This window comes from Mesorhizobium tianshanense, from assembly GCF_007830515.1.
Classification (GTDB): Bacteria; Pseudomonadota; Alphaproteobacteria; order Rhizobiales; family Rhizobiaceae; genus Mesorhizobium; species Mesorhizobium tianshanense.
On record NZ_VLKT01000001.1, the window covers coordinates 80,689 to 95,557 of the forward strand.

11 protein-coding genes and 1 pseudogene are annotated in these 14,869 nt (G+C 63.7%); 7 read left to right on the forward strand and 5 right to left on the reverse strand.

Going from position 1 to position 14,869, the window contains the following annotated elements; genetic code table 11:
• Nucleotides 1-3 precede the first annotated feature (3 nt).
• Together IQ26_RS00420 and IQ26_RS00425 are read left to right on the forward strand one after the other, a co-directional pair.
• A complete protein-coding gene (locus IQ26_RS00420; RefSeq protein WP_145711206.1) occupies nucleotides 4-786 on the forward strand; it encodes a 3-hydroxybutyrate dehydrogenase in 783 nt (260 codons plus the stop codon).
• A 47-nt stretch (nucleotides 787-833) separates the two neighbouring features.
• Complete coding sequence (locus IQ26_RS00425) at nucleotides 834-1,964, forward strand: patatin-like phospholipase family protein (RefSeq protein ID WP_145711601.1); 1,131 nt, start codon at nucleotides 834-836, stop codon at nucleotides 1,962-1,964.
• Between the two features lie 2 nt (nucleotides 1,965-1,966).
• Here the strand turns inward: IQ26_RS00425 and IQ26_RS00430 are convergent, their stop codons facing one another.
• Entirely contained in the window at nucleotides 1,967-2,563 is a 597-nt protein-coding gene (locus tag IQ26_RS00430; protein WP_145711208.1) for a TetR/AcrR family transcriptional regulator, read from the reverse strand.
• A 123-nt stretch (nucleotides 2,564-2,686) separates the two neighbouring features.
• On the opposite strand from IQ26_RS00430, the gene IQ26_RS00435 reads away from it, so the two are divergent.
• From IQ26_RS00435 to IQ26_RS00450, 4 genes are all read left to right on the forward strand, one after another.
• Complete coding sequence (locus IQ26_RS00435; protein ID WP_145711210.1) at nucleotides 2,687-3,148, forward strand: (2Fe-2S)-binding protein; 462 nt, start codon at nucleotides 2,687-2,689, stop codon at nucleotides 3,146-3,148.
• Nucleotides 3,149-3,150: 2 nt separating this feature from the next.
• A complete protein-coding gene (locus tag IQ26_RS00440) occupies nucleotides 3,151-5,424 on the forward strand; it encodes a xanthine dehydrogenase family protein molybdopterin-binding subunit (RefSeq protein WP_145711212.1) in 2,274 nt (757 codons plus the stop codon).
• A 326-nt stretch (nucleotides 5,425-5,750) separates the two neighbouring features.
• Entirely contained in the window at nucleotides 5,751-6,944 is a 1,194-nt protein-coding gene (locus IQ26_RS00445) for an efflux RND transporter periplasmic adaptor subunit (RefSeq protein WP_145711214.1), read from the forward strand.
• A gap of 2 nt (nucleotides 6,945-6,946) precedes the next feature.
• Nucleotides 6,947-10,123 (forward strand): efflux RND transporter permease subunit, encoded by a 3,177-nt coding sequence (locus tag IQ26_RS00450; protein WP_145711216.1) that lies wholly within the window; start codon nucleotides 6,947-6,949, stop codon nucleotides 10,121-10,123.
• Between the two features lie 103 nt (nucleotides 10,124-10,226).
• On the opposite strand, the pseudogene IQ26_RS00455 reads toward IQ26_RS00450, so the two are convergent.
• Nucleotides 10,227-11,191, reverse strand: a pseudogene (locus IQ26_RS00455) (NmrA family NAD(P)-binding protein).
• Nucleotides 11,192-11,285: 94 nt separating this feature from the next.
• On the opposite strand from IQ26_RS00455, the gene IQ26_RS00460 reads away from it, so the two are divergent.
• Nucleotides 11,286-12,197, forward strand: coding sequence for a LysR family transcriptional regulator (locus IQ26_RS00460; protein WP_145711218.1), 912 nt, complete (start codon nucleotides 11,286-11,288; stop codon nucleotides 12,195-12,197).
• Here the strand turns inward: IQ26_RS00460 and IQ26_RS00465 are convergent.
• The 3 genes from IQ26_RS00465 to IQ26_RS00475 form a co-directional block, all read right to left on the reverse strand.
• On the reverse strand, nucleotides 12,155-13,351 hold the full coding sequence (locus tag IQ26_RS00465) for an MFS transporter (RefSeq protein ID WP_145711220.1): 1,197 nt from the start codon (nucleotides 13,349-13,351) through the stop codon (nucleotides 12,155-12,157). The genes IQ26_RS00460 and IQ26_RS00465 overlap by 43 nt on opposite strands.
• Nucleotides 13,352-13,579: 228 nt before the next feature.
• Complete coding sequence (locus IQ26_RS00470; RefSeq protein WP_145711221.1) at nucleotides 13,580-13,888, reverse strand: DUF1244 domain-containing protein; 309 nt, start codon at nucleotides 13,886-13,888, stop codon at nucleotides 13,580-13,582.
• A 26-nt stretch (nucleotides 13,889-13,914) separates the two neighbouring features.
• Entirely contained in the window at nucleotides 13,915-14,712 is a 798-nt protein-coding gene (locus tag IQ26_RS00475; protein ID WP_145711223.1) for an N-formylglutamate amidohydrolase, read from the reverse strand.
• Nucleotides 14,713-14,869: the final 157 nt, after the last annotated feature.

A 14,869-nucleotide genomic window follows, 5' to 3' on the forward strand; every position in this document is an offset into this window, starting at 1 on the left:
GCCTTGCCCACCAGAAAAACCGCCATCGTCACTGGTTCCACCTCAGGCATCGGTCTTGCCATCGCCCATGCGCTCGCGGCGGAAGGCTGCAACATCGTCGTCAATTCCTTTTCCGACACGGCCGACGACCAGGCCATTGCCGATGCGATCGCCAAACATCACAAGGTGAAGACCGCCTATATCAAGGCCGACATGTCGAAGCCGGCCGAATGCCGGGCTTTGGTCGCGAAGGCAGCCGATGCATTCGGCTCGGTCGACATACTGGTCAACAATGCCGGCATCCAGCATGTCGCGCCGGTGGAAGAATTTCCGATCGAGAAGTGGGACGCGATCATCGCCATCAACCTGTCGTCGGCCTTCCACACCATTGCCGCCGCCATCCCGCTGATGAGAGAAGCCGGCGGCGGCAGGATCGTTAACATCGCCTCGGCCCACGGGCTGGTCGCCTCGCCGTTCAAGTCTGCCTATGTTTCGGCCAAACACGGCATCATGGGGCTGACCAAGACGGTCGCTTTGGAACTGGCGCGCGACAGGATCACCTGCAACGCCATCTGTCCCGGTTATGTGCTGACGCCGCTGGTCGAGGCCCAGATCCCCGACCAGATGAAGGCCAACAAAATGGATCGCGAGACCGTCATCCGCGAAGTCATGCTGGAAAAGCAACCGACCAAGGAGTTCGTCACGGTCGAGCAGGTCGCCGCAGCCACGGTATTCCTGTGTTCCGATGCGGCGGCGCAGATCAACGGCACGCATATCTCAGTCGACGGCGGCTGGACCGCCCAGTGAGTTCGGGTGCGCGTGATAAATCCGGCCGCCACATCAAGGGCAACGCCATGACGACAAACGGCAAGGCGGAGGAGCCAAAGAAGATCAACATCGCGCTGCAGGGCGGCGGCTCGCACGGCGCCTTTTCCTGGGGCGTGCTCGACCGGCTGCTTGAGGACGGACGGCTCGACATCGCTGCGGTTTCGGGTACCAGCGCCGGCGCTATGAACGCGGTGGCGCTGGCCGACGGCTTCGTTCGCGGCGGGGTCGAGGGCGCGCGGCGGAAGCTCGACGAATTCTGGCACGCGGTGGCGCTGAAGGGCCGGTTCAGTCCTGTCCAACGCATGCCCTGGGATGTGGCCTGGGGCAATTGGTCGATCGAGAACACGCCCGGCTATCTCTTTTTCGACACCATGTCGCGGGTGTTTTCGCCCTATGTCGCCAACCCGCTCGGCCTCAACCCGCTGCGCGACGTGATCGAAAAGGAGATCGATTTCGGCAATGTGCGCGCCTGCAAATCGATGGAGCTGTTCATCTCCGCGACCAATGTCGAGACCGGGCAATTGCGTGTCTTTTCCGATGGCGAGATCGACCTCGAAACGGTGATGGCGTCGGCTTGCCTGCCGCAGCTGTTCCGCGCCGTCGAGATCAAGGGCGTGCCCTACTGGGACGGTGGCTATGGCGGCAATCCGGCGCTGTTCCCGTTCTTCAAGTCGACCGTCACCGAGGATGTGCTTCTGGTGCAGATCAATCCGGTGGTCCGCGAGGGGACGCCGAAGAGCGCCAACGAAATTCAGAATCGCATCGACGAGATCACCTTCAATGCCGGGCTGCTGCGTGAATTCCGCTCGATCGCCTTCGTCAAGGAACTGATCGCCGCCAACCGGTTGCCGCATGGCGAATACCGCGACATCCGCATGCACCGCATCGATGCCGACGAGGCGTTCAAGGATCTGTCTGCGTCGTCCAAGGTCAATGCCGAATGGGCGTTCCTGACCTATCTGCGCGACCTTGGCCGTACCGCTGCCAGCGACTGGCTGGAGGAGAATTACGACGCCGTCGGCAAACGGCCGACGCTCGATCTCTCCGGCGAGCTCGACGACGGGTTCAAGCCGATGCGTGGTCCGGCGCCGGGCCGGCGGGTCAAGGAATTCCTTGCAGCGCGCAAGAAGCCCGAGGCCACGCGCCGTCAGATCTGACCTCACCCAGCTTTCAGCGCGAGGTCGATCACCTTGATCAGTGCGGCCGCCGCCTGCCGCTGCTCGTCCGGGTCGCTGATGCGCGTCTTCATGCCTTCAAGCCCGTCGAGCAGCATGTCGGCGAGCAGTCGCGCCGACAAGCCCTTGGCCGCCAGATCGACGCCATTGCGGCCGGCCTCGCTCTGAACAGCCTTGGCGATGTGCTCGACAAGTCGGCCGCGCCAGCAGCCGACCAGGTCGGCGAGGCTCGATTTCATATCGAGGAGTTCGGCGCCGTGCGGCGAGGCGTGGACGGCACGCATCATCGAGATCAGCGCCTCGTCGATGGCCCGCATCATGCGTTCGGCAAAGGGTCCTTCGCCGGCGAGCGCCGTTTTCGCCTGCTCGAGCGAGCGGGAAAGCAGCATCAGCGCGATGGCGCGATAGATGTCGGTCTTGTTCTTGAACTGGAGATAGAGCGCCGGCCGCGACATGTCGGCGGCACGCGCAATGTCGTCCATGGTGGTGCGAGCGTAGCCATAGGCCAGAAACACCTTCATCGCGCCGTCCAGAATGCGGACGCGCTTGGGGTCGGTGGCGATGTCCTCGATCTCGATCATGGCACAACTTTATCCTGCAAAAAGCTCTATTGACAAAATAACGAAATTTGTCAAGATGTATGAGGACGAAATGGCCAACCGGCCATTCGCCTCGGGCTGTGGACGACAACGAAGGGTATCCCCATGCGCCTCACCGTCGACGGGCAGTCATTCGACATCGATGCCGATCCCGAAATGCCGCTGTTGTGGGCGCTGCGCGATCTCATGGGCAAGACCGGGCCGAAGTTCGGCTGCGGCATCGCCGCCTGCGGCGCCTGCACGGTGCATGTCGACGGCCGGCCCGTCCGTTCCTGCTCGCTGCCGGTCGGCGAGGTCACTGGCGTCGTCACCACGATCGAAAGCATCGGCAGAGGCGGCAAATTGCATCCGGTGCAGCAGGCATGGCTGGAGGAGCAGGTCGCGCAATGCGGCTACTGCCAGGCCGGCCAGATCATGAGCGCGGTGGCGCTGCTCGACGAGATTGCCGACCCGAGCGATGCCGACATCGACAACGCCATGGGCGGCAATCTCTGCCGCTGTGGCACCTATCCGAAGATACGCGCGGCGATCAAACGAGCGGTCGTCCTGAAGACAGCGGGGATCTGACCATGGCCAGCGTCGGAAGGATCGCCCGCCGCACGTTTCTCATCGGCGCGGCTGCCATTGGGGGCGGCGTCGCCGTCGGCTATTATTACTACCGCAAACCCTATCCGAATCCGCTGGAAGGCGATCTCGCCGCTGATGAGGTGACCTTCAACCCCTATGTGAAGATCGGCGCCGACAACACCATCACCATCGTCGCGCCGCGCGCCGAGATGGGACAAGGCATCTCGACGACGCTCGCCGCCATGGTCGCCGAAGAGCTCGATGTCGGCCTCGACCGGATCAAGGTCGAGCACGGCCCGGCCTCCCATGCCTATTACAATGCGACGATCCTGGAAGAGGGCGGTCCATTCGCCTTCTTCGACGAGAGCATGACCGCTCAAGCGATGCGCGCCGGCATGGGCGTGGTCGGAAAGCTCCTCGCCATCCAGGCCACCGGCGGCTCGACCTCGACGCGCGACGCTTTCCTGAAGATGCGGCAAGCAGGGGCCGCCGCGCGCCAAATGCTGGTTGCCGCGGCAGCGCAAAGGCTCGGTATAGCTGCCGCCGAGCTGGAAACGGCCAATGGCAGGGTCCTGCACAAGGCGTCGGGCAAGTCGGTGACCTATGGCGCGGTCGCCGCCGCTGCCGCGGCCATGGCGTCGCCCGCCGATATCAGGCTCAAGGACAAAGCCGACTGGAAACTGCTCGGCAAGCCACAGAAGCGCATCGACATGCTGGCCAAGGTCACCGGGGCGCCGATCTTCGGCATCGACGTGACGCTGCCTGACATGCTGTACGGCACGGTCAAAATGAGCCCGCGCTTCTGGGCAAAGCCGGTCAAGGCGGACCTCTCCAAGGCCGAGAAAATGCCCGGCGTGATCAGGATCGTGCCGATCGAAACGAATTACGGCCACGGCTTCGGCATCGTCGCGGAAAACACCTGGGCGGCGTTCAAGGCGGCGGAGGCGATCGACGCCGAATGGGCCGATCCCGAATATCCGCTGGACAGCGCCGCCATTTCCGACGTGCTGAAGCAGGCGCTTGGCACCAAGGGGTCGGAAATGCGCGACGATGGCGACGTCGACACCGCCTTTGCGGATGCGCCGCGCGAAAGAATAGTCGAGGCCGACTATGCGGTGCCTTATCTGGCGCATGCGACGATGGAGCCGATGAACGCCACGGCGCGGCTGAAGGACGGCGTCCTCGACATCTGGTGCGGCAACCAGGCGCCGACCCTGGTGCGGCAGCTTTGCGCCAATGCCGTCGGCATCGAGCAGGACAAGGTCAGCGTCCACACCACCTCCATGGGCGGCGGCTTCGGCCGGCGCGTCGAGGTGGACTATGCGCTCTGTGCCGCGCTGATGGCGAAAGAGACGGCCGGCCGGCCGATCAAGGTGATCTGGACGCGCGAGGAGGACATGCGCCACGACGCCTACCGGCCGGCTTCCGTCGGCAGATTCCAGGCGCGGCTTGGCGACGACGGCATGCCGGTCGCCGTCGACATGAAAATCGCCTCGCCATCGATGATAGCCAGCACCTTGCGCCGGCTGTTTCCCTCGATATCGCCGCTCGGCCCCGACAAGTCCATCGTCGACGGAGCCCACAACCAGCCCTATACGATCCCGAACTACCGGGTGACCGGCATCGCCGCACCCGTCTCCATCCCCGTCGGCTCCTGGCGGTCGGTCGGCAGTTCGATCAACGGTTTCTTCCATGAAGGATTTCTGGACGAGATCGCCGTCGCCGGGAAAACCGATCCGGTCGAATTGCGCAAGAAACTGATGGCTGCCTATCCCGCAGCGGTGAAGGTGGTCGAAAAGGTCGCCGAAATGGCGAAATGGGGCGAGGCGCTGCCCGCCGGCAAGGCCAGGGGCATGGCGTTCACGCTGTCCTTCGGCAGTTGGGTCGGCGAGGTCGTCCAGGTCGCCGACACGCCGGCCGGGTTCCTTATCGAGAAGGTGTGGATCGCCGCCGATGTCGGCATCGCGCTCGATCCCGGCATCATCGAGGCGCAGCTCATCTCCGCCGCCATTTACGGCCTGTCGGCGGCGATGGCTCAGGAGATCACCTTCGCCGACGGCTTGGTCGAACAATCGAATTTCCATGACTACGACGCCATGCGCATCTTCCAGTGCCCGGTCTTCGAAGTCGCGATCCTGGAGAATTTCCACAAGATGGGCGGCGTTGGCGAAGTCGGCACGCCGCCGGCGGCGCCCGCACTTGCCAACGCCATCTTCGCACTGACCGGCAAACGAATCCGCACGCTGCCCTTATCCAAGGAGGTGACCTTCGCATGAAATTATTTCCACAATGCTGACACCTGCTGCCATGCTGCCGGGTTAGGGCCGGAAAGGGCTCGCGGGCCGGCACCAGGGTCGGTGGAAACCTATGAAGCGATAGAAAAACTGGATGGCGGCGGGTGCACCTTATCCGAGCATGTAATGATCCAGCAACTTTTCTGACTATATTGCAGTGCAACTTTGATGTAGAAGCGCGTTTCGCCGGTCACGGCAAATTGAACACGGCCTTGCGCGCACCCATATCGGCGACGCGCCCGAGTTAGAAGACGCGGCAGTTTTTAGAAGACACGGTCTGGCCGAACCCCGCGCACTGGAAAACGACGATGCCGAAATACAGGTTTCACAAGCTTGCAGCCATTGTTGTGCTTGTCGGATTCGCCGCCTGGATGGCGACGGGCGAGTTCTCGTCCGTCGGCAGCGCATCCGCCGACAAACCCAAGGCGGGAGAAGTCGAACAGCCAAAAGCGGCCGACGCCGGCAATCCCCAGGTGGCTGAACCCAATCCCACCGAGGCAGAGCAGCCCAAGGCGCCATCGCGCACCGTCGCGGTGGTCACTCCACCGCGGCGCACCTATGCGCGCGCCATCCGGGTTTCCGGACTGACCGAAGCCGACAAGCGCGCGGTCCTGGCGACGCGCGTCGCCGGCGTCATCGACAAGCTGCCGGTCAGCCAAGGCCAGCACGTCAAGACCGGCGACCTGGTGCTGATGCTTGCCGCCGAGGAAAAAATCTCAGCGGTCGACAATGCCAGACAGCTTGTCGTGCAGCGTGAGGCCGAGCTGGCTGCAGCCCTTCGGCTGATGAAAACCGGCAATCTGCCCAAGCTGCAGCTCGATACCGCGCGCTCGAATTTGACTTCGGCGCAGGCCTTGTTGGAGACGGCCCAAGCCGAGCTCGATCGCAACGAGGTGAAGGCGCCGTTCGACGGCGTCATCGACCGGGTGCCGGTGGAGCTTGGCAGTTCCGTGATGCAGGGCGGCGAGGTGGCGACCATAATCAAGCTCGATCCCGTGATCGCCCGCGGCGAGGTCAGCGAACGCGATCTCGGCTATCTGAAGATCGGCGACAAGGCGAATGTACGGCTGGTCAGCGGCCAGACCGTCGAGGGCACCGTGCGCTACATCAGCCGCGACGCGTCCTCGGCAACTCGCACCTTCCGCGTCGAGATCGCGATCCCCAATCCCGAGGGCACTATTCCGGCCGGAATGACCGCCGAGATATCGCTGAGCGCGCAGCCGACCGACGCCGTCATGCTGCCGCGCTCGGTGGTGACGCTCGGCGACAAGGGCGACCTCGGCATCCGCGCCGTCGACAAGGATAGCAAGGTCGTGTTCTTCCCGATCGACCTGGTCGACGACACGCCGACCGGCCTGGTGCTCGGCGGCATCCCTGCCGATGCGCGCATCATCGTCGCCGGCCAGGAACTGGTGAAGGAAGGCGAAGTGGTCAAGCCGGTCGAGGCCGATCAGGCGACCATCCAGAAGCTCTTGGGCGAAGCGACGGCCGGGACGCAATAATCATGGATATCGTCAAGCTCGCAATCAACAATGCCCGGCTGACCATTTCGGTTCTGGTCTTCCTCATCCTTGCGGGTGCGGTCGCCTATCAGTCGACACCTAAGGAAGCGGAACCCGACGTTCCGATTCCGATGATGTATGTCAGCCTGATCTATCAGGGCATCTCCCCGGAGGACTCGGAACGCCTTCTGCTGCGGCCGATGGAAGCCAAGCTGAAAAGCCTCAAGGGCCTCAAGGAGATGCGCTCGGCTGCCTTCCAGGGCGGCGGCTACGTGCTGGTCGAATTCCAGCCGCAGACGGATCTGGCGACGGCGTTGCAGGACACACGCAGCAAGGTCCAGGACGGCAAGGCCGACCTGCCGCAGGCAGCCGAGGAGCCTGTCGTCACCGAAGTCAACATCTCCGAGTTCCCCGTTCTGGTGGTGACTCTGTCGGGCGAGGTGCCCGAGCGCGTGCTGACAGCTGCCGCGCGCGAGCTGCGCGACCGCATCGAGGAGGTGCCCGGCGTGCTGGAAGGCGCGCTGCAAGGTGCGCGCGACGACCTCGTTGAAGTCGTCATCGATCCGATGAAACTGTCTTCCTACGGGTTACAACTCGAGCAGCTGATCGGTGCGGTTGGCGATTCCAACAGCCTCGTCGCCGCCGGCAACATCGAAGGGTCCGAGGGCAAATACGCGGTCAAGGTGCCGTCGCTGATCGAAACGCCGGAGGACGTGGCGGCGCTTCCGATCGTCGCCGGCCCCAATGCCGTGGTGCAGGCCAAGGATATCGCCACCGTTCGCTCCACCTTCAAGGACGCCGAGACGGTGACCCGCCTCGACGGCAAGCCGGCGATCGCCATCGAGGTGAAGAAGCGCATCGGTTCCAACCTGATCGACACGATCGCCCAGGTGATGAAAGTGTCAGATGCCTATCTCAAGTCGATGCCGGAAGGCATGCACGTCACATACACGCAGGACAAGTCGGTCTTCGTCAACCAGTTGCTCGGCGATCTACAGAACCACGTCATGATCGCCGTGATCCTGGTGTTCATCGTCATTCTCTACGCGCTGTCGGGCCGTGCATCGCTGCTGATTGGCCTCGCCATTCCATCGTCCTTCCTGATCGGCATCCTGCTGTTGGCCATGATGGGCTACACGATCAACATGATCGTGCTGTTCAGCCTCATCCTCGCGGTCGGCATGCTGGTCGACGACGCCATCATCGTCACCGAATTCGCCGAGCGGCGCATGAGCGAAGGCATGCCTAAGGCAGAGGCTTTCGCGCTTGCCGCCAAGCGCATGGCGGGGCCGGTCATCGCGGCGACGATGACACGCATCGCAGCCTTTTCGCCGCTGCTGTTCTGGCCGGGCATCATCGGCGACTTCATGAAGTACATGCCGATCACGCTGATCGTCACGCTTTCGGCCTCGATGCTCTATGCACTGGTCTTTGCGCCGGCGCTGGGCGCCTTGTTCGCCAAGGCGCCGCCGCATCACGAGAATGACAACCGCGACGGCTGGTACATGGCCGTGGTCAAGCAGGCGGTGCGCTTTCCCATCACCGTGCTTCTGCTGACCGTCGGTCTTTTGTTCGGTGTCGGCTTCGCCTATTCGAAATACGGCGCCGGCGTCGAATTCTTCCCGAATGTCGAGCCCGACTACGGCCTGCTCTATGTGCACGCCCGCGGCAACCTTTCGCTCGCCGAAATGGATGCCGCCACAACCACCGCGGAAAACCGGCTTCTCGGCTGGCCAGGCGTGAAATCGGTCTATACCCGTGTCGGCAAGACGCAAGGTGGCGGCCAAGACATTCCTGAAGACGTGGTCGGCGTGATCAATTACGAGTTCGTCGACTGGCGCGAGCGCAAATCGGCGAACGCGATCCTCGACGAACTGCGCGGCGTCATGGCCGGAATTCCCGGCGTCGATGTCGAGGTTCGCGTGCCCGAGGCCGGCCCGCCCACCGGCAAGCCGATCCAGATCAGGCTTTCGGCCGTCGACCCGAAAGGTCTCGACGACAAGGCGCGCGCCGTCGCCGCGCGCATCGCCAAGGTGCCCGGCGTCATTGATGTTTCCGATGGCCTGCCGCCGCCCGGCGTCGACTGGGCGCTCGACGTCGATCGCGCCAAGGCGGCACAATACGGCATCAGCCCGACCGCGGTCGGCACGGTGGTGCAACTGGTGACGAACGGGCTGAAGCTCAGCGAGTACCGGCCCGCCGGAGCGGATGACGCCGTCGACATCCGGCTGCGCCTGCCCGAGGACCGGCGCACGCTGTCGATGCTCGACGAGCTCAGGGTGCAGACTTCGCAAGGGTCGGTGCCGATCTCGAATTTCGTCGTGCGCAAGCCCGAGCCGACCGTCGGCATCCTCAACCGCATCGATGGCGCGCGCACGGTGGTCGTCCAGGCCAACGTTGCCGCTGGTGCTCAGGTCGCGGCCGTCCAGCAAGAGGTCACCCAGGCTGTCGCCGATATGGATCTCGGCAGCGGCATACGCTGGAAACTCGCCGGCTCGAACGAGGACAGCGCCGAGGCCAGCGCATTCCTTGGCAAGGCCTTCGGTGCGGCGATCTTCCTGATCTTCTTGGTGCTTCTGATGCAGTTCAACAAATTCACCAGCGTCTGGCTGGTGCTGTCCTGCGTGGTCATGGCGACGGTCGGTGTGTTCCTGGGATTGCTGTTGACTGGAGAGGCGTTCGGCATCGTCATGTCGGGCATCGGCGTCATCGCGCTGGCAGGTGTGGTGGTGAACAACAACATCGTGCTGATCGACACCTATGATCGGCTGCGCGAGGAAGGCTGGGACAAGATGGACGCGGTTCTGCAGACCTGCCGCGAACGTGCCCGCCCGGTCGTGCTGACGGCGGTGTCGGCGATCCTCGGCGTGCTACCGATCGCTTTCGGCCTCGGTCTCGAGATCTTCCATCACGAGACGACGATCAACGCGCCGTCGACGCAATGGTGGATTTCACTGTCCTCGGCGATCGTCTTCGGCCTGTCCTTCGCCACCTTGCTGACGCTGGTGGTGACACCGTCGATGCTGATGGTGTTCACGCGTAGTAAGAACAGCCGCTTCTATGCATTCTTCCGTCGGGTGTTCCGGCGCGGCAAGACAGCCGATGCGACTGTAGCGACCTCCGCAAGACCGGGCTCGCTTGACGAACCGGCGATAGCCTTCCCGAAGGCCGCCGAATAGGCGGACTCCGGTCGGAGCGCCGCGCGTGTTTTGAACGTGCGAAGAAAAAGGCCGTCCGGAACCGGGCGGCCTTTTTGCCTTGCCTCGATGAATTCGATTTCGATCAAGCGGCCATCCGGCTGTGTGGTGCGCCAATGGTCGCAATGCCGATATCGGCAAGGGCATCCGCCACCGCCTTGTCCAGCGGCGTATGCGGGATCGTGCCGATGATGCCTTCGAGCCTCGCCGAGGTCAGCTGGTGCGGCTCGAAGCGAAGATAGGACATCGAGACGATTTCGCGCCACATCGCCACGAACGGGCTGCCGCCGCGCAGCACCCACCACGCCATCGACGTCAGTTTCAGCGTGCGCCCAAGCGCTTTTTCCGCGGCCGCCTTGATCTCCAGATCGGTGACGGCGTGGCCGGGAAAGTTCAGCGCCTCGTAGGCAGCGAGCTTGTCGAGATTCCGGCCAGCCCGACGAATGCCTTGGCCAGGTCTGGCAGATAGGCCCATTCATGCACGAGATCGACCGGTCCGGGGGCGGTATAGATACCCTTGCTGATCTTGGCGGCGACGACAAGGTCGAACCACGAGCCGGTGCCTGTGCCGCCGAAGAAATCGCCGGCTCGCAGCAGAATGGTGCGCACTCGACCCGCTTCAGCCTCACGGCGAAAGTGGTCTTCCATGGCGACGCGGATCCGGCCCTTTTCGGTCGTCGGCAGAAATGGCGTGTCTTCGGTGATCACCGCCGGCATCGGCGAGCCGTAATTGTAAACGTTGCCTGGAGCGAGGTGCAGCGCACCGTTCGCCCGGCAGGCGGCCATCACGTTCTCGGCCATCGGCAGGCACTTGCCCCAGTCGGTGTAGATCGGGTTGAGGCCGTTGAAGATGATGTCGGCGCCTTCGGTGGCGCGGATCAGCGCTTCGCGATCGAGGCCGTCGCCGGCGACGGCCGTGGCGCCGGTTAGTTCTGCCGGTATCTTACCGCTGCGAGTGACGGCGCGCACGTCGTAGCCGGCTTCGATGAAGGCCTTGGCCACGACGCGGCCGAGTCGGCCGTTGGCACCCAGAATTGCGATCTTGGTCATCTTTCGTCTCCGTGTTTGCGTAGCGTCCTGATTATGATCAACTCGCAAACGAATGGAAATTGACCGAATCTGGCGGTATGATATTCATTTTTGAATGGACATCGATTGGAATCTGATCAAGAGCTTCGTCACCGTGGCGGAAACCGGCAGCCTGTCCGCTGCCGCGCGCAAGCTGGCCGCAAGCCAGCCGACGCTCGGCCGCCATATCGCCGAGCTGGAGCAGGCGCTCGGCGTCACGCTGTTCCGGCGTGGGCGGCGCGGCTATGCGCTGACCGAAGCCGGCAGCACGCTCTATGAGCGCGGCCGGGCGGTGAGCGAGCAAGCGAGCGCCTTTTCGCTATTGGCGCTGGGGTCGGCCGAGGCGATCGAGGGCACGGTGCGCATTGCCGCCAGCGAGGTGGTGGCGGCCTATGTCCTGCCCGGGATGATGGCGCGGCTGGGCGTCGAGGAACCCGGCATCGAGGTCGAGATCGTCGCGTCGAACCAGGTCGAAAACCTTTTGCGCCGCGATGCCGACATCGCCATCCGCATGGTCAAGCCGGCGCAGAACGAATTGGTGGCGCGCAAGGTGACCGACATTCCGCTCCGCGCCTGCGCGGCAAAATCCTATCTCGACCGGCGCGGCCGTCCGCGCGAACCCGGTGATCTCGCCGGCCACGACCTGATCGGCTTCGACCGCAGCGACGAGATCATTCGCGGCTTTGCTCAATTCGGTGTCTCGCTCACCCGCAATGCCTTCCGCTTCAGGACCGACAACCAGATCGTGCTGTGGGAGGCGGTGCGGGCGGGCAACGGCATCGGCTTTGGCCAGGAACCGCTGGCCGACCGCGATCCGCTGGTGGAGACAGTGCTGCCGGACCTCGCGCTGCCGACGCTGCCGGTATGGCTGGCCATGCACCGCGACGTGCGCACCAGCGTGCGCATCCGCCGTGTCGCGGATTTTCTTCATGAGGCGTTGAAGCGCTATTCGGCTGGTGCGGCGTCGGGGGCGAATTCGGCGCGATGAGCGAGCCCGGCCATCAACAGAACGACGACCAGCAGCCCCGACAAAGCGACGAAGATCGGGCCGAAGCTCGAGTGCTCGGCGATGAAGCCGATTGCCGACGGCGCCACCAGAATGCCGGAATAGCCCATTGTGGTGACGACGCTCATGCCGGTGCCGGACGACATGCCTTCCTGGTTGCCGCCGGCGGAAAACAGGATCGGCACCATGTTGGCGATGCCGAAGCCGCAAAAGGCAAAAGCCGCTATGGCAAGCCAGGGTGAGGGTGCCAGCCCGGCCACCAGCATGCCGGCGGCGGCGACAAGGGCCGAGACGCGCAGCGTCGTCACCGCGCCGAAGCGGTTGCGGACCCCGTCGCCAAGGAAGCGCATGACGGCCATGACGCCGGAAAAGGCGGCGTAAGCAAGGCCCGCTATGGCAAGATCGGCGCCAAGTTCCTGCCGCAGATACAGCGCCGCCCAGTCGAGCACCGCGCCTTCGGAGATCATCGTCAGCAGCGCCATCAGCCCGACCAGATAGACCAGCGGATTTCCCGGCAGCGCGAATTTGCGATGCCCGTTGCCGCCTGTTGACCCTTGGAGCGGCTTGTCTTCGGCTACCAGGTGGCGGACCGCCACTGCGATCACGGCAAAGGCCAGTGCCGTCACGACCGTCGCGTGGGCGAGATGGCCATAGTTCTGGATGGCGAAGCCGCCGAGAGCGCCGCCGGCGAAGCCGCCGAGGCTCCAGAAGCCGTGCGAGGACGACATGATGGCGCGGGACAACCGCCGTTCCACCGCGACCGCATTGGCGTTCATGGCGACATCCATGCCGCCGATCGAACCGCCGAAGATGAACATGGCGATCGCCGCCAGCGGCACGTTGGGGGCCAGCGCCACGACCAGCAGGCCGAAGCTGCCGACGAGACCGAACCAGCGCAATACGGTGCGCGAACCGTGCCTGGAGATCAGGTGACCGCACCATGTCATCGCCGTGACCGCCCCGGCGCCGAACAGCAGGATCAGCAGGCCGAGCGTGAACTTCGAGATATCGAGCCGGGTCAGGAACACCGGGATCTGCGGCGCCCAGGCGCCGGTCAGGAAGCCATTGGCGAGGAAGATGGCCGCCACCGCCCATCGTCCACGAATGGCGGCCTGCATGACGTTTTGCGCGTGCATCGTGTAGAATCCGGTCTGAAAATGGCCTCGCGCGGCAAATTAGATCGATTCAATCGTCAGTCAAGCGCTCTCGGCCGAAAGTGCTTGGGCCAAGCGGCCACCTGGGACCGATCGATGAAATCAAATCGAATGGGGTCAATCACGATCTTATCCGAACCGCAGGTCAGTGCAGCAAAAACCGGATTTCCACTTTTCGCTTACGCGGCCCTTCGGTCCGGGATCACGACCCTAATGATCCCTGGGGCGTTTTGCCTCGAATTCCGCCTTCTTGGCGTCGGAGGCCTCGGTCTGGTTGAGCGCCTGCCATTCGGCATAGGGCATGCCGTAGATGATCTCGCGCGACTGGTCCTTGCTGAGATCGACGCCCTCGGCCTGCGCGGCATCGCGATACCAGTTGGACAGGCAGTTGCGGCAGAAGCCGGCAAGATTCATCAGGTCGATGTTCTGCACGTCCGTGCGTTCGCGCAGATGCGCGACCAGCCGGCGGAAGGCGGCGGCTTCGAAATCGCGTTTTTGCTCGTCGCTGAAATCGGTCATTGCTTCCTGGCCTCCTTGGGCCTCCGTCATAGCGGCCCGGTGCGCGAGCCGAACATCTTCACCGCATGTATATCGGGGTGGCGATTGACCGCGTCAACGATCGGCGCCAGCCGTTCGGCCCATGCGACCGCATCCTTCCGATCGGCGATCAGGTCCTGGCGGATTTCGATCAGCGCATGGGCAAAGCCGTTGACGATGGCATGCCTGAACATAGTGTCGCCGCGCAATGCGCCATCATAAGGCTCGTTGTCACCAACGACGAGGTCTTTGTCGGCGGCCAGCATGTCGATCAACGGCCGCGCCACCCGGTCGTCGCGATCCCACAAGATACCGACATGCCACGGGCGCACCAGCCCCTGCATCACCGGCGTGAAGGAATGTACCGAGAAGATGAAGGGTGCGCTTGCGGAGGCCTGCGCCACCGAGGCGATCATGGCGCCGACCGCGTCGTGATAGGGCCGGTAGAAGCGGTCGAGCCGCCTTTCGCGCTCTTCCGCTGATATAGGGTAGTTTCCCGGCACGACCGTGCCGTCATAGAGTTGGCGGATCAGCGTCGGATCGTCCTCGCCGCGATTGGGGTCGATCAGAAGTCGCGAAAAATTGGCGAACACCGCCGGCACGCCGAGCAAAGCGGCCAGTTCGCGTGTCACCGTCTCGACTCCGATGTCGTAGGCGATATGGCGGTCGAATTCCGCCGCCGGCAGGCCGAGGCTGCCATAGTCCTCCGGCAGGTCGCGGCGGGCGTGATCGGCCAGGAGCACGATACCTGGCTTGCGGTCGCCTTCGACGATGTCGAAAGGCGCGAAAACTGTGGATCGGGTCATTGGTGGGAAATGGTCTGTTCGCTGGCTTCCGGGGAGGGTGGTATCGTCATTCCACGAAGAGGACGCTTGCGCAATGCCGTTGTTTGGCCACGGTTTCTGCGGAAATCTGGCACAGGGCGGCAGACCGTGCGCCAGGGCCTTCCTAAATCGATTGGAA

Coding starts and splice junctions, on each gene's coding strand:
- IQ26_RS00425 (WP_145711601.1), top strand. CDS start 834: ATGACGACAAACGGCAAGGCGGAGGAGCCAAAGAAGATCAACATCGCG.
- IQ26_RS00430 (WP_145711208.1), bottom strand. CDS start 2,563: ATGATCGAGATCGAGGACATCGCCACCGACCCCAAGCGCGTCCGCATT.
- IQ26_RS00460 (WP_145711218.1), top strand. CDS start 11,286: ATGGACATCGATTGGAATCTGATCAAGAGCTTCGTCACCGTGGCGGAA.
- IQ26_RS00450 (WP_145711216.1), top strand. CDS start 6,947: ATGGATATCGTCAAGCTCGCAATCAACAATGCCCGGCTGACCATTTCG.
- IQ26_RS00440 (WP_145711212.1), top strand. CDS start 3,151: ATGGCCAGCGTCGGAAGGATCGCCCGCCGCACGTTTCTCATCGGCGCG.
- IQ26_RS00445 (WP_145711214.1), top strand. CDS start 5,751: ATGCCGAAATACAGGTTTCACAAGCTTGCAGCCATTGTTGTGCTTGTC.
- IQ26_RS00470 (WP_145711221.1), bottom strand. CDS start 13,888: ATGACCGATTTCAGCGACGAGCAAAAACGCGATTTCGAAGCCGCCGCC.
- IQ26_RS00465 (WP_145711220.1), bottom strand. CDS start 13,351: ATGCACGCGCAAAACGTCATGCAGGCCGCCATTCGTGGACGATGGGCG.
- IQ26_RS00435 (WP_145711210.1), top strand. CDS start 2,687: ATGCGCCTCACCGTCGACGGGCAGTCATTCGACATCGATGCCGATCCC.
- IQ26_RS00475 (WP_145711223.1), bottom strand. CDS start 14,712: ATGACCCGATCCACAGTTTTCGCGCCTTTCGACATCGTCGAAGGCGAC.